Annotated in this window: 11 protein-coding genes; 5 read left to right on the top strand and 6 right to left on the bottom strand. The window is 71.3% G+C overall.

Annotated features, from left to right (window positions below; all coding sequences use genetic code 11):
* Positions 1 to 63: 63 nt before the first annotated feature.
* From AC3EUJ_RS14330 to AC3EUJ_RS14305, 6 genes are all read right to left on the bottom strand, one after another.
* Positions 64 to 2,793 carry a glycoside hydrolase family 38 N-terminal domain-containing protein gene (locus AC3EUJ_RS14330; RefSeq protein ID WP_431961572.1) on the bottom strand — a complete coding sequence of 910 codons (2,730 nt, stop codon included), beginning with the start codon at positions 2,791 to 2,793 and terminating at the stop codon, positions 64 to 66.
* A 76-nt stretch (positions 2,794 to 2,869) separates the two neighbouring features.
* Positions 2,870 to 3,667, bottom strand: a complete 798-nt coding sequence (locus AC3EUJ_RS14325) for a carbohydrate ABC transporter permease (protein WP_431961664.1) — start codon at positions 3,665 to 3,667, stop codon at positions 2,870 to 2,872.
* Between the two features lie 56 nt (positions 3,668 to 3,723).
* Positions 3,724 to 4,671 (bottom strand): carbohydrate ABC transporter permease, encoded by a 948-nt coding sequence (locus AC3EUJ_RS14320; protein WP_431961571.1) that lies wholly within the window; start codon positions 4,669 to 4,671, stop codon positions 3,724 to 3,726.
* Between the two features lie 7 nt (positions 4,672 to 4,678).
* Positions 4,679 to 6,016 (bottom strand): ABC transporter substrate-binding protein, encoded by a 1,338-nt coding sequence (locus AC3EUJ_RS14315; protein ID WP_431961570.1) that lies wholly within the window; start codon positions 6,014 to 6,016, stop codon positions 4,679 to 4,681.
* A gap of 273 nt (positions 6,017 to 6,289) precedes the next feature.
* Complete coding sequence (locus AC3EUJ_RS14310; protein WP_431961569.1) at positions 6,290 to 7,294, bottom strand: LacI family DNA-binding transcriptional regulator; 1,005 nt, start codon at positions 7,292 to 7,294, stop codon at positions 6,290 to 6,292.
* 149 nt (positions 7,295 to 7,443) lie between these two features.
* On the bottom strand, positions 7,444 to 7,920 hold the full coding sequence (locus AC3EUJ_RS14305) for a MarR family winged helix-turn-helix transcriptional regulator (protein WP_431961568.1): 477 nt from the start codon (positions 7,918 to 7,920) through the stop codon (positions 7,444 to 7,446).
* Between the two features lie 130 nt (positions 7,921 to 8,050).
* Here AC3EUJ_RS14305 and AC3EUJ_RS14300 point away from each other — a divergent pair, with 130 nt between their 5' ends.
* The 5 genes from AC3EUJ_RS14300 to pgi all read left to right on the top strand — a co-directional run bounded on the left by AC3EUJ_RS14300 (position 8,051) and on the right by pgi (position 14,450).
* Complete coding sequence (locus AC3EUJ_RS14300) at positions 8,051 to 8,830, top strand: RNA polymerase sigma factor (protein ID WP_431961567.1); 780 nt, start codon at positions 8,051 to 8,053, stop codon at positions 8,828 to 8,830.
* Positions 8,831 to 9,036: 206 nt separating this feature from the next.
* The gene (gene tal, locus AC3EUJ_RS14295; protein WP_431961566.1) at positions 9,037 to 10,185 is read left to right on the top strand and encodes a transaldolase; all 1,149 of its coding nucleotides are present in this window, start codon (positions 9,037 to 9,039) and stop codon (positions 10,183 to 10,185) included.
* Entirely contained in the window at positions 10,182 to 11,732 is a 1,551-nt protein-coding gene (gene zwf, locus AC3EUJ_RS14290) for a glucose-6-phosphate dehydrogenase (RefSeq protein ID WP_431961565.1), read from the top strand. Before tal ends, zwf begins: the two co-directional genes overlap by 4 nt.
* Positions 11,729 to 12,808 carry a glucose-6-phosphate dehydrogenase assembly protein OpcA gene (gene opcA, locus AC3EUJ_RS14285; RefSeq protein ID WP_431961564.1) on the top strand — a complete coding sequence of 360 codons (1,080 nt, stop codon included), beginning with the start codon at positions 11,729 to 11,731 and terminating at the stop codon, positions 12,806 to 12,808. The genes zwf and opcA overlap by 4 nt, the downstream gene beginning before the upstream one ends.
* A complete protein-coding gene (gene pgi, locus AC3EUJ_RS14280) occupies positions 12,801 to 14,450 on the top strand; it encodes a glucose-6-phosphate isomerase (protein WP_431961563.1) in 1,650 nt (549 codons plus the stop codon). The genes opcA and pgi overlap by 8 nt, the downstream gene beginning before the upstream one ends.
* Positions 14,451 to 14,463: the final 13 nt, after the last annotated feature.

Genomic DNA, 14,463 nt, shown 5'->3' with positions numbered 1-14,463 from the left:
CGACTCTTTCTTGGTAGCGAAGGGGGATCCGGGATGCGGTCACGCTCGCGGCCGCGATCGCGGCTAGCGGAGCACGATCGTCCGGATCTCCCAGGGGCCGAGGGCGAGTTCGAGTCCGCCCTCCGAGGGTTCGGCGGCCAGCGGCCGGCCGAGCAGGTCGACCGTGGTCACCTGGGTGAACGCGCCGGTGACGCGGGCGGTCACGCCGGTGTCGCTCATCGCCACCAGCCGCACCTCGGTGCCGCCCGCGAGGTCGTCACCGGTGACGCGGCGGACGGCCGAGACGAAGACGTCCGTGCCGTCGACCCGCACGCCGGCGGTGTCGGGGGGCAGCTGACCGCCGGCGGGCGCGGTACCCCGGATGACCAGCACGTCGTTGCGGAACTCCTCGGCGAGGGCGACCGCGTCCGCGGCCTGCCAGCCGGTCGCCGAGGGCACGATCGCGAACCGGTTCTCGACGCGCACCCCGAGGTCCTGCGCCCCCGGCGCCGGGATCTCGCTCGCCGCCGGCTCGTCGCGGAGCGGGTGGATGTTGACGCTGATCGAGCCGATCGCGCGCAGGAGGGTCACGGCGAGTTCGGCGCCCTCGCCGGTGAGTTCGTATTCGGTGGCGTGGTCGAGCAGCACGGTGGCCGCGCCGGCCGACACGAAGGTGCTCGCGGGGAAGGTCGGGATCGGGTACTCGCCCCAGCCGCCCTCGGCGGTCAGCCCGCGCTCGGTGACGGCGAACTGCCCGGCCGACGCCGAAACGGCCGCCGGCCGGGGGAGCGGGACGTGGAAGCGCAGCCGGTGGTCGGCGGCCTGGTTCAGGAACGACGTCGTGACGCGCGCGAACGGCTCGCCCGCGCGCAGTTCCACCAGGGTCTCCACCGGCGTCGGCACGGTCCGGCCGTCGCGCACGTCGCGGTCGGGGGAGAGCGCGGCCGGCCACGCGTACACACGGGTGATGCGCACCCTCGACCGCAGCGGGCCGTTCTCGAGGAGCTCGACGGTGACCTCGACCGGCTCCGAGACGAGCAGATCGCGGGCCGGAGGGCCGTAGTTGTAACTGTCGCCGCGGTCACCGCCGTCGACGAGACGGCCGACCCCGCGCAGCACGGTGCCGTCCGCCCCGGTCAGCTCCAGGGTGCCGTCGGCGCCGACCACGACCTCGACCAGTCCGTTCGACAGCGTCCCGGCCGTCGCCGTCGCCGGAGTGAAGGCGGTCCCCGGCGCGGCCGCCCGCCCGGCAGGCGCCACCTTGAAGCTCGCGAGACCGGAGGCGGGGACGGCGACGGGCACCAGCGCGGTGGCCCGGGCCTCCTCCAGGGTCAGGACCCGCCACTCACCCGGGTGCGCGGCGGCCGCGGCGGCCACCTCGCGGCGCAGGATCAGCAGGTCGAACGGCCCGCTGGAGGGCACCTCGGCGAGGTGGAAGACGAGCGACCCCGCCGTGAGCTCGTAGTGGTCGATCTGACGGCCGAACAGCTCGCGCCGGTGGATGCGGCGCAGCACACGCTCGAGCTGCGAGGCGTCCATGCGCTCGTCGCTGAGCACGGTCGGCGCCTGCGCGACCAGCTGTACGGGGTGCGCCGAGCCGTCGGCCGCGGTGGCGACCAGGACGGTCCCCGCGGGCGGGGCGACGACGTCGACCTCCACCAGCGTCGTGCGAGGGACCGCCAGCGGGTTGGCGACCAGATGGCCGTCGCTCGGCACGCGGGCGGCGGGTCCGGCCAGGGCCGCGTCCCGCACCGCGCGCGCGGCGTGCGCGGCCTCGGCGAGCCGCGCCTCGACCTGGTCGGCGGTCTCGTCCGTACCGGAGCCGACGACCGAGTCGTGGGCGCTCGACTCGATGATCTTGTGCCACGCGAGCGAGAGGAACGGCGACTCGTCCCGTCCCGACCACAGCGCGTTCATCCGCTCGGCGTGGTCGACGGTGCGCTCGGCGACGGCCATCCGGCGCTTGAGCCCGCGCCGTACCGAGAGCACGCCAGGGAGGATGTTGCCGCGCACATGGCTGCGCAGTTCGCCGGTGACGACCGCCTGGACCTCGTCGCGCACGTGTTTCCTGATGTACTCGTCGAGCGTGGCGATGGTGATGGGGCGCTGCTCGCCCGAGGCCTGCCGCAGCCACTCGGCGAGCCGCGGGTCGGGCGCGCTGTGGTCGGTGCCCGCCATCGCGAGCACCGGGTCGTCGCCCCAGCGCCCGGCCGTCATCTGCGCGTACTCGCCCAGCGCGCGCTCGATCTGGTCGGGCACCAGCAGCACGTCCAGGCCGTTGTCGTAGCCGTCGAAGAGGAACTCGGTGCGCACCTCGGAGCCGTCCGGGGCGCGCCAGCGGAAGGCGTGGCCCTCGACGGAGCCGGGCACCCCGCGCCACAGCGCCGCGTGCTCGATGCCGGCGCGGGCCAGGATCTGCGGCATCTGGGCGACGTGGCCGAACATGTCCGGGAGGTAGCCGATGGGCATCGAGCCGCCCAGTTCCGCCGCGGCCGCCCACCCCATCCGCAGGTTGCGGACGATGGTCTCGCCCGAGCAGAGGAACTCGTCGAGCAGGATCAGCCACGGCCCGATCGCGAGCCGGCCCTCGGCGACCAGTGTCGTGACGCGCTCGCGGTTCTCCGGCCGCATCTGCAGGTAGTCCTCGACCGCGGCCATCTGCCCGTCGACGGTGAAACGGAAGTCCGGGTTCGTCTCGGCCGTCTCCAGCACGGTGTCCAGGGCGGTGACGAGCCGGTGCCGGAACACCTGGAAGGGCTCGTACCATTCCCGGTCCCAGTGGAAGTGGGGCACGAAGACAGCGGAATCGGGCATGGGAACGGGACCTTCTGTGCGGGACGGGGCGGCGGGGGGGGAGGGAGAAGGGGGAAGCGGGGCGCGGTGGGCGGGGCTAGCGCAGCGAGCCGGCGGCCAGTCCGGTGCGCCAGAACCGCTGCAGGAGGATGAACACGATGATCACGGGCACGATCGAGACCAGCGAACCGGTGACCACCGACTCCTGGAGGAGTGGGGCGCGGGCGGTCTGGCCGTTCCACTGGTACAGGCCGAGGGTGATCGGGAAGAGCGACTCCTTCTGCAGCATCACCATCGGCAGGAAGAAGTTGTTCCAGATGGCGACGAACTGGAACAGGAAGATCGTCACCAGCGACGGCGTCATCAGCTTGAACGCCACCGAGAAGAACGTCCGGAACTCCCCGGCCCCGTCCAGCCGCGCCGACTCCAGGATCTCCTGGGGGACGGCGGACGCGGCGAAGATCCGGGCCAGGTAGACGCCGAACGGGCTGACGATGCTGGGCAGGAACACCGCGAGGTAGGTGTTGACGAGCCCGGTCGCCGAGAACAGCAGGAACAGCGGCAGCGCGAGCGCGGTGGTGGGTACGAGGATGCCGCCGAGGATGACGGAGAAGAGGAACTCCCGTCCCCGGAAGGCGAACTTGGCGAGCGCGTAGCCGCACAGCGCCGAGATCAGGGTGCCGACGGCCGCGCCCAGGACGGCGTACAGCACGCTGTTCAGCGCCCAGCGCCCGAAGATGCCGTCGCTGCGCGTGAAGAGGGTGCCGAGGTTGCCGAACAGGTCGAAGTGCGAGAACGCCAGGCCGTTGGTGGAGGCGAGGTCGCCCTGCGGCTTGGTCGCCGCGACGACCAGGAAGTAGACCGGCAGCAGGAAGTAGACCGCCAGCAGGAACATCAGGGCCGTGGCGGCGGTGCGGCTGATCCGGCTCTCGCGGACGGGGGCTCGGTCGCTCACAGTCCCGCCTTCTTCGAGGTCAGTCGCATGAACCCGAAGCTCAAGACGAAGGTGATGACGGCGATGACCACGGAGATCGCCGCCGCCTGCTGGTAGTTGTTCCCGGAGGCCACCGTGTACGCGAGCATGTTCGGGGTGAAGGTGCTCGAGATGTTCGAGGAGATCTGCCGCAGCACCGCCGGCTCGGCGTACAGCTGCAGGGTGCCGATGATGGAGAAGACCGTGGTCAGGACGACCGACGGGGCGATGATCGGCACCTTGATCCGCCAGGCGATGGTCCAGTTGCCTGCGCCGTCGAGCTTGGCCGCCTCGTAGAGCTCCTGGGGGATCGACTGCAGTGCCGAGAACATGATCAGCATGTTGTAGCCGGTCCAGAGCCAGGTCGACACGTTCGCCGTCGACCACAGCACGGCGCCCGGGCCGAGGAAGTCGGGCTGGAGGCCGACGCCCTTGAGCAGGTCGACGACCGGGCTGAGCTGCGGCGAGTAGAGGTACGACCACATGATCGCGGCGATGACCCCGGGCACGGCGTACGGCATGAACGCCGCGATGCGGAAGAACGACTTGAGCCTCAGCAGGGGGGTGTCGAGCAGCAGTGCCATGACGAGCGCGACGAAGAGCATCACCGGCACCTGCACGATGCCGAACAGCCCGATGCGCCCGATGCTGCCCCAGAACTCGGCGTTCTGGAAGACCTGTGTGTACTGCTCCAGACCGCCGAAGGTCGTGTACGACGTGCCGTACTGGCCGCCGGTGCGGCGCACGACGAGCAGGCTCTGCCAGAGGGCGTAGCCGATCGGCACGAGGTAGAAGAGGACGAACGGCAGGAAGAACGGGGTCACGAACGCGGCGATGGTGCCCGCCCGGGGGCCGCCGCCGTTATGGCGACGGCGGCCCCCGGTGGTCGCCACCACGCGCGGCGCGCGGGTCGCGAGGTCGGTCATGCCGCGGTCACTTGCCCGCCGTGGCCGGGATCGCCTGGTCCCTCATGGACTTCAGCGCGGCGTCCTGGGCGGCGGTCAGCGCGCCGGCGACGGTTCCGTCACCGGCGGTCGCCTTGGCCATCGCGTCCTGGAGCGCCAGGTTCACCGTCTTCTGGGTCGGGCCCCAGGTGAAACCGGTGTCGATGTTCTTGGACGAGTCCGCGAAGACGTCGAAGATCTTCTCGTTGTCGTAGTACGGCACACCCTGCGAGAGCGCGGGGAGCGCCAGACCGGCGGTGGCCGCCGGGTACAGGCCGCCCAGCTTGTTCTCCAGCGCGAGGGCCTCCGGGTCGGTGTTCAGCCAGGTGTTGAACTTCACCGACTCGTACAGGTGCTTGCCGCCCTTCATGAAGGCGACGGTGGAGCCGCCCCAGTCACCGGACGCGGCGCTCGAACCCCAGGTCGGCATCGGCACGATCGACCACTTGCCGGCCTGCTTGGGCAGGTTGTCGCGGAACATGCTGTAGCCCCAGGCGGCGCCGACGTACGTGGCGATCTGGTCCTTCTGGTAGGCCGTGTACATCTGGGTCGAGCCGTGGGCGAGGTCGGTCCGCACCAGCTTGGCGTCGATCAGCTTCTGCCAGTACTGGGCGACCTGCTTGCTCTGCTCGGACTCGACGGTGACGTGCCACTTGTCACCGGAGTAGGAGTACATCTGGGCGTTGTTCTGCCAGAGGAGCCCGTTGAACCACTCGGCGTTGTTCGGGTCGAAGAAGGTCATGCTGAGCTTGGGGTCCGCGTCGTGCAGCTTCTGCGCCTCGGTCGCGTACTCGTCCCAGGTCCTGGGGACCTCCAGGCCGTGCTTCCGGAAGATGTCGCTGCGCACGTACAGGGCCATCGGGCCGGTGTCCTGCGGGATGGCGAACACCCCGGTGCCGCCGAAGCTGGCCTGCGACCAGGTCCACGGCACGAAGGCCGACTTGGCGCCGGTGGCCGCCTTGCAGGCCGAGGCGTCCGCGAAGGCGTCCTGGCTGCGCAGGTTGGGCAGCTCGTCGTAGCCGACCTGGGCGAGGTCCGGCGCCTTGCCCGCCTTGAGGGCGTTGCCGATGGTGCCGTACTGGTCGTTGGAGATGTTCTTCGTCTCGACCTGGATGTTCGGGTTCTTCTTGTTCCACAGCGCGACGACTTCGTCCATGCCGGGAACGGTGTTCCAGTACTGGAGGGTGACTTTGCCCTTCGCGGGCGCGCAGGAGTCCGCTGACGCGCTGTTACCCGAAGGAGCCGGCGATGAGCATCCGGCGAGTACGGCGATGCTGGCTGCCGCGGCGACGGCGGCGAGGCGGATGCGCGTGACTGTGCTGCTCATGGTTTCCGTTCCGGAGGACGACTAGCGAGGTCGCTAGGCGGGTCGACGTTGACACCTCAGGCGGGACGTGCTGGTGAGAAGGGACGGGGAGTTGACGGTCCCGGCGGGTGCGCCGAACGCCGTCGCAAGGGAGGGCAAACCCACTTGTTCCGCCCCCGTGAGCGTTCACGTGAGCGTTCACGTGAACGCTCACGGGGCATTGGGAATTGTTCGGAAGTGTGCGCTCCGGTGCCTTCAAGTGTCAAGACTTCGCGGGCACACGAGTCCGGCAGGCTAAGCGGAGCCGCTCAGCCGCAGCTCGGCCCGCACGACCAGGTCGTCGGCACCCAGCGGTTCGAGACCGGTCAGCAGCCGTGCGACCTGGTCGATGGCGAGCGCGCCGAGCCGGCGCGTGTCGAGCGCGACACTGGACAGCGGGGGCTCCAGGAGCGTGCCGAGCTGCAGTCCGTCGAAGCCGACCACGGCGAGGTCCTCGGGGACGCTCCTGCCCAGCCGGCGGGCCTCGCGCAGGGCGCCGATCGCGATGATGTCGTTGAAGGTGAAGACCGCGGTGACGTCGGGATGGGCGGCGAGCAACTTCCTGAGCGCCGTCCCGCCGCCGTCGGCCGACTGGGCGGCCCCCACCACCTGGCCCGCGTCGACGCCGTGGGCCGCCGCGGCCGCCGCGAACCACTCGCGCCGGACGCTCGGCTCGGCGCGGCGGTCGTGGTCGAGCATGCCGATGTGCCGGTGGCCGACGGCGACCAGGTGTGCCACCGCGGCGCGCACGCCCTGCTCGCCGTCGATGCGGATCGAGCTGAACCGCCCCGTGTGGTGCTCGCGGCCGATGAGCACCACGGGCAGTCCGCGGGTGAAGCGTTCGAGGTCGTGCTCGGAGCAGCTGAAGTAGCCGACGACCGCGTCCACTTGCGAGGCGATCACCTGTAGTGTGCCGAACTCCTCCTCGGCCCTGTCCGCGGTGTCGTAGACGACGACGTGCCAGCCGCGCGCCCGCGCCGCCTCGAGCGCGGCCGCGGCGACCTCGGTGAAGAACGGGTTGAGCAGGTCGGGGATGACCAACCCGATCGTCGTGGTGTCCTGCCGGACCAGGCCGCGGGCGAAGCGGCTCGGCCGGTAACCGAGCTCGCGGGCGGCGTCGAGCACCCGCTGCTTGGTGGCGCCGTCGATCTCGTCCTTGTCGTTGAGCGCCCGCGACACGGTCTGCCGGGACACTCCGGCGGACCGGGCGACGTCATGGATCGTGACCCTCCGGGATTCCGTCCCCGACGTCGACACCATCGCGTACCTCCCGGTCCTCGCGGGTGCCGGCGCGCCCGCAGGGCCAGAGTATGCACGTCCGCGACGGGACGGCGCGAGATCGGGCCCGCCGTGCGATCGCGGTGGCACGGGCCCGTCGGGGCGGCCCTGACCACGGGAAAGAGGCGGGGTCAGGTGGCGACGTCGCGCAGCGCGACGCCGAGCGCATGGAGGTCGAGACCCGCGAGGTGGTCCAGGAAGTGGCGGCGGATGGAGGCCAGGTGGGTCGGCCAGGCCTCCTCCAGGCGGGCCAGCCCGGCGTCGGTGAGGACGGCGTTCCAGGCCCGGCCGTCCCGCGGGCACTTGACCCGCCGTACGAATCCCTGGCCTTCCAGCCGCTGCACCACGCTCGTCATGCCGCTGAGCGACATCTCGCAGGCGGTGGCGAGGTCGCTCATCCGTGACTGCCGGCCCGGAGCCTCCGAGAGGTTCATCAGCGCCTGGTACTCGATGAGCGGGAGCCGTTGCTCGCGGGCCATGTCGGCGTCCAGCGCGCGGGGCAGGGCGTAGATGACGCGGCTGAGGGACCGCATGAGGACTTCCTCGTCCGCATTGAGGGGAGGGGGCAGCTCCGAGGCGGTTTCCGGGCGGTGTGCGGCATCTTGCATGCCCCCAGTTTACTTGCTTCGCGAAGGATATATATTTGCTGCGCGAAGCAAATAGCAGGGCCGCGATGCGGTGTGGCGACCCCGCCCGCACGACGGACCGACCCGCAAGCCCTCACGGAAAGAGACGCACATGCATCAGTCGCTGACGAACGCCCAGTCCTCCACCGCGGCCCGGTACGCGGTGTCCGGCCCGGGCAGTGGCCGGCACCGGGGCGGGCGCGCCGACGGTGACGCGTACGGGCGGGGGAGCGGCGCGGTCCTCGGGGGCGGCCGTCATCGCAGGACCGCCCGCGCGCCGCAGACCCGGTCGGCCGCCGGCGGCCCGGTGCCCCCGGCCGCTGGCTCCGCGAGCGGCCCGATCGGGCACGAGGCCCGTTTCGAGCGTGACGTGCTGACCCACCTCGACGTCGTGTACCGGGCCGCCTCGGGCGTCACGGGTGACCCGGCCGAGGCGGAGGAGCTCGTCCTGGAGGTGTTCACCCGGGCGTACGCCGCGTTCCCGCGCCTCCTCGACGGCATCGACCACCGGGTCTGGCTCTACGACCTCCTGGCCGGCGCGTTCATCGGCCCGCACCCCGACGTGTGCGTGCTGCCGCCGGAGTCGCGGTTCCCGGAGGGGCTGCGGGTGTCCGCGCTGGACGAGTTCGTGCTGCTGCCTGAGCCGGAGGCGCGGGCCGCGCTCCTCGCGCTGCCGAAGGAGCAGCGGTTCGCCGTGTACCTCGCGGCTGTCGAGGGCCTCGGCTCTCAGGAGATAGCGGACATCATGGATGTCTCGCCAGTAATCGCCGCGTATTGGCTGCACGACGCACGGCTGCGGCTGTGGGCGGCCGAGGGTTCGCGCGTGGCGGCGTCCGAGGAGGCGGACCTTTCCGGCGGCCTCGTCGGTGCCGGGCAGGCCGTACCCGGCTGACGCCGCGTCGTCGGGGGCGGTCGCGGGGAGGGCCGAGGGGCCGGTGCGTCATCCGCAAGGTGTGATCTTCGTCGCCTCGTCACATCCAAGGGGTCCACACTGTCATGCCCGCGGGGTGGGATACCTCCGTCACCTGCAAAAACGCCGCCCCCGGCGGCCGGGAATCCTTTGGGGTCCGCCACGGTTGACGCGATCGCAGAAGGAAGATGATCACAGTGAACGAAGAAGCAACCGCAAGCGCGGAACCATTGCGGCGACTGGCCGCCGAGGGAGTCTCGGTCTGGCTCGACGACCTGTCACGCAGACGCATCGCCTCCGGTGACCTGACCGAACTGGTCGCCGCGGGGCGTGTGGTGGGCGTCACCACGAATCCGTCCATCTTCCGGGCCGCCATCGGCTCGGGGGAGGACTACCGGGAACAACTCGCGGACCTGGCCGCGCGTGATGTCACCCCGGACGAGGCCGTCCGCATGATGACCGCCGCCGACGTCCGAGCCGCGGCCGACGTCCTGCGGCCGGTGTACGAGGCGACCGGTGGCCGCGACGGCCGGGTGTCGATCGAGGTCGACCCCCGCCTCGCCCACCGCACGGAGGCGACCGTCGCCGAGGCCCGTCAGCTCGCCTGGCTCGTCGACCGCCCCAACGTGATGATCAAGATTCCGGCGACCTCGGAGGGCCTGCCGGCCATCACGGAGGTCACCGGCCTCGGGATCAGCGTGAACGTGACGCTGATCTTCTCCCTGGACCGCTACCGCGAGGTCATGGAGGCCTACGTGTCCGGCCTGGAGAGGGCCCGCGCGGCGGGGATCGACCTGTCCACCGTGCACTCCGTCGCCTCGTTCTTCGTCTCCCGCGTCGACACGGAGGTCGACCGGCGGCTGACGGAACTGGGCACGGACGAGGCGGCGGCCCTGAAGGGCCGGGCGGCGCTCGCCAACGCCCGGCTGGCGTACCGGGCGCAGCGGGAGTTCTTCACCGGCGACCGCTGGGCCGCGCTCGCCGCGGCGGGCGCTCACGAGCAGCGGCCTCTGTGGGCCTCCACCGGGGTGAAGGACCCGGCGTACCGGGACACCCGATACGTCGAGGAACTCGTCGCGCCGGGGACGGTCACCACCGTGCCCGAGGCGACGCTCGACGCCGTCGCCGACCACGGCCGCCTCGACGGTGACACCGTCACCGGCCGCCACGACCGGTCCCGCGCCGACCTGACGGCCCTGGAACGGCTGGGGATCTCCTACGACGAGGTCGTCCGGCGGCTGGAGGACGAGGGCGTGGCGAAGTTCGAGGCGGCCTGGGCCGAGTTGCTGCAGGCCATCGGAACCGCACTGAACGGCAAGGGAGCCGACGCGCGATGAGCAAGGACCTGACCACATCCGACACCCCGTGGTCCAACCCCCTGCGCGACCCGTCCGACCGGCGGCTGCCGCGCATCGCGGGCCCGTCCGGCCTGGTGATCTTCGGTGTCACGGGCGACCTGTCCCGCAAGAAGCTGATGCCCGCCGTGTACGACCTGGCCAACCGCGGACTGCTCCCGCCGGGCTTCTCGCTCGTCGGCTTCGCCCGCCGCGACTGGGCCGACCAGGACTTCGCCCAGGTCGTCCACGACTCGGTGCGCGAGTACGCCCGCACGCCGTTCCGCGAGGAGGTCTGGCAGCAGCTCGCCGAGGGCATGCGCTTCATCCCCGGCGACTTCGACGACGACGTCGCGTTCAAGCAACTGGCCGTCACCGTCGACGAGCTGGACGCCGCCCGGGGAACCAGCGGCAACTACGCGTTCTACCTGTCGGTGCCGCCCAAGTTCTTCCCCAAGGTCGTCCGGCAGCTGAAGAAGCACGGGCTCGCCGACGCCCCCGAGGGCTCCTGGCGGCGGGCCGTCATCGAGAAGCCCTTCGGCCACGACCTGGCCAGCGCCCGTGAACTGAACGCGCTCGTCCACGAGGTGTTCGCCCCGGAGCAGGTCTTCCGGATCGACCACTACCTGGGCAAGGAGACGGTCCAGAACATCCTGGCGCTGCGCTTCGCGAACACGATGTTCGAGCCGCTGTGGAACCGCTCCTACGTGGACCACGTGCAGATCACGATGGCCGAGGACATCGGCATCGGCGGCCGCGCGGGCTACTACGACGGGATCGGCGCCGCACGCGACGTCATCCAGAACCACCTGCTGCAGCTGCTCGCGCTGACCGCGATGGAGGAGCCCGCCTCCTTCGACGCCGAATCCCTCCTCACCGAGAAGCTGAACGTGCTGCGCGCGGTACGGCTCCCCCGCGACCTCGGCGCCCACACGGTGCGCGGCCAGTACGCGCACGGCTGGCAGGGCGGCCAGGAGGTGTCCGGCTACCTGGAGGAGGACGGCATCGACCCCGAGTCCAGGACCGACACCTACGCAGCGATCAAGCTGGAGATAGACAACCGCCGCTGGGCGGGCGTCCCCTTCTACCTCCGGGCCGGCAAGCGCCTGGGCCGCCGCGTCACCGAGATCGCGGTCGTCTTCCAGCGCGCCCCGCACTCCCCGTTCGACCCGGAGGCCACGCAGGAACTCGGCCAGAACGCGATCGTCATCCGCGTCCAGCCCGACGAGGGCATCACGGTGCGCTTCGGCTCGAAGGTGCCGGGGACGTCGATGGAGATCCGGGACGTGACGATGGACTTCGCCTACGGCGAGTCCTTCACCGAGTCCAGCCCGGAGGCGTACGAGCGGCTCATCCTCGACGTGCTGCTCGGCGACGCCAACCTCTTCCCCCGCCACCAGGAGGTCGAGGAGTCCTGGAAGATCCTCGACCCGATCGAGCGGTACTGGGACACGCACGCACGGCCCGCGCAGTACACCGCGGGCAGTTGGGGCCCCGCGGAGGCCGACGAGATGCTCGCACGAGACGGACGGAGCTGGCGCAGGCCATGAGGATCGACCTGACAGACACCACGGCAAGCCACATCAACAAGGCCCTGGTGCAGGGCCGCCGCGCCATCGGCTCCCCCGCCGTCGGCATGGTCCTGACCATGGTCATCGTGACCGACGAGGAGAACGCCCACGACGCCCTGAAGGCGGCGGAGCAGGCGGCGCAGGAGCACCCCTCGCGCACGCTCGTCGTCATCAAGCGGCCGTCGCGCACCACCCGCCGGCGCACTACCTCCCGCGTCGACGCCGAGGTCCGCGTCGGCTCGGACGCCGGATCCGGAGAGGCGGTGCTGCTGCGGCTGTTCGGCGAAGCGGCCGAGCACGCCGACTCCGTGGTCCTGCCGCTGCTGCTCCCCGACGCCCCCGTCGTGGTGTGGTGGCCCGCGGACGCGCCCGACGTGCCGGCGAAGGACCCGCTGGGCGCGCTCGCCCAGCGCCGCATCACCGACGCGTACGCCGTCGACCGCCCGCTGGAGCGACTGGCGACCCGGGCCGGCTCGTACGCGCCGGGCGACACCGACCTCGCGTGGACCCGGCTGACGCCGTGGCGGTCCATGCTCGCCGCCGCGCTCGACCAGGCCCGGGCCAGGGTCACCTCCGCGGTCGTGGAGAGCGAGGCCGACAACCCCAGTGCGGAGCTGCTGGCCCGCTGGTTCGCCGACCGGCTGCGCGTGCCCGTCGAACGGGTCGTCACCGACGGACCCGTCGTGACCGCGGTCCGGCTGCGCACCCCGGAAGGCGACATCCTCATCGACCGCCCCGAGGGTGCCGTGGCCCGGCTGTCCATCCCCGGACAGCCCACCCGTGTCCTCGCACTGAAGGTCCGCACCACCGCGGAGCTCATCGCGGAGGAGCTCCGCCGTCTCGACCCCGACGAGGCCTATGCCGCCGCGCTCCGGGCCGAGGTCAAGGCGCCCCGCGCCAAGGCCGTCCCGGCGAAGGCCCCCACCGCGAAGGCCCCCACCGCGAAGGCCCCCACCGCGAAGGCCGCCGCCGCGAAGGCCCGCTCCGCGAAGGCCGGCCCGGTGCCGCCGCAGCGCGCGCACCAGCACGAGAACCAGGAGAAGGACGATGTCTGACACACCCAAGCCGAGCCACCGCCCGCAGTGGGCCGCACTGGCGGAGCACCGTGCCGTCAACCGGCCGGGGCCGCACCTGCGCGAACTGTTCGCCGCGGACCCCGCACGCGCGCGGCGCTACACGGTGGAGGTCGGCGACCTGCGCATCGACTACTCCAAGAACCTGGTCACGGACGAGACCCTCGCTCTGCTGCGCGAACTGGCGGCCGCCACCGGCGTGTTCGAGCTGCGCGACGCCATGTTCCGCGGCGAGAAGATCAACGTGACCGAGCGCAGGGCCGTCCTCCACACCGCCCTGCGCGCGCCCCGGGACGCGGTCATCGAGGTGGACGGCGAGAACGTCGTGCCTCGGATCCACGCCGTGCTCGACAAGATGTCCGCCTTCGCCGACCGGGTGCGCTCCGGGGAGTGGACCGGCCACACCGGCAAGCGGATCAGGAACGTCGTCAACATCGGCATCGGCGGCTCCGACCTCGGACCCGCCATGGCCTACGAGGCGCTGCGCCCCTACACCGACCGCTCGCTGACGTTCCGCTTCGTCTCCAACGTCGACGGCGCGGACCTCCACGAGGCCCTGCAGGGCCTCGACCCCGCCGAGACGCTGTTCGTCGTCGCGTCCAAGACCTTCACCACCATCGAGACCATCACCAACGCAACGTCGGCGCGCAGCTGGCTGCTGGCCGGGCTCGACGGGGACGAGAAGGCCGTCGCCCGGCACTTCGTCGCCCTGTCCACCAACACCGGCAAGGTCGCGGAGTTCGGCATCGACCCGGACAACATGTTCGAGTTCTGGGACTGGGTGGGCGGCCGCTACTCATACGACTCGGCGATCGGCCTCTCCCTGATGATCGCCATCGGCCCGCGGCGGTTCCGCGAGATGCTCGACGGGTTCCGCACCGTCGACGAGCACTTCCGCACCGCGCCCGCCGAGGCCAACGCCCCGCTCATCCTCGGCCTGCTCGGCGTCTGGTACGGCAACTTCTTCGGCGCCCAGTCGCACGCCGTCCTCCCGTACTCCCACTACCTGTCCAAGTTCACCGCCTACCTGCAGCAACTGGACATGGAGTCCAACGGCAAGTCCGTGGACCGCGAGGGGCAGCGGGTGGAGTGGGAGACCGGCCCGGTCGTGTGGGGCACGCCCGGCACCAACGGGCAGCACGCCTACTACCAGCTGATCCACCAGGGCACGAAGCTGATCCCGGCGGACCTCATCGGCTTCGCCCGGCCGGCCGGCGAACTGAGCGCCGAACTCACCGCCCAGCACGACCTGCTGATGGCCAATCTCTTCGCCCAGGGACAGGCGCTCGCCTTCGGCAAGACGGCCGAGGAAGTCCGCGCCGAGGGCGTGCCCGAGGAGCAGGTCCCGCACCGGACCTTCCGCGGCGACCACCCGACGACCACCGTCCTGGCGACCGAACTGACGCCCTCGGTCCTCGGCCAGCTCATCGCGCTCTACGAGCACAAGGTCTTCGTCCAGGGCGCGCTGTGGAACATCGACTCCTTCGACCAGTGGGGTGTCGAACTCGGCAAGGTCCTCGCCAAGCGCGTCGAACCCGCCCTGACCGGCGACGCAGACGTCCCCGGCCTCGACCCCTCCACCGCCGCCCTCGTGGCCGCGTACCGCTCCCTGCGGGGGAACTGACCCCGGGAACCCC

Source organism: Actinacidiphila sp. bgisy160 (assembly GCF_057707815.1).
Note: the sequence above shows the minus strand (reverse complement) of the source record. Positions and strands in the feature narration are given on the sequence as shown.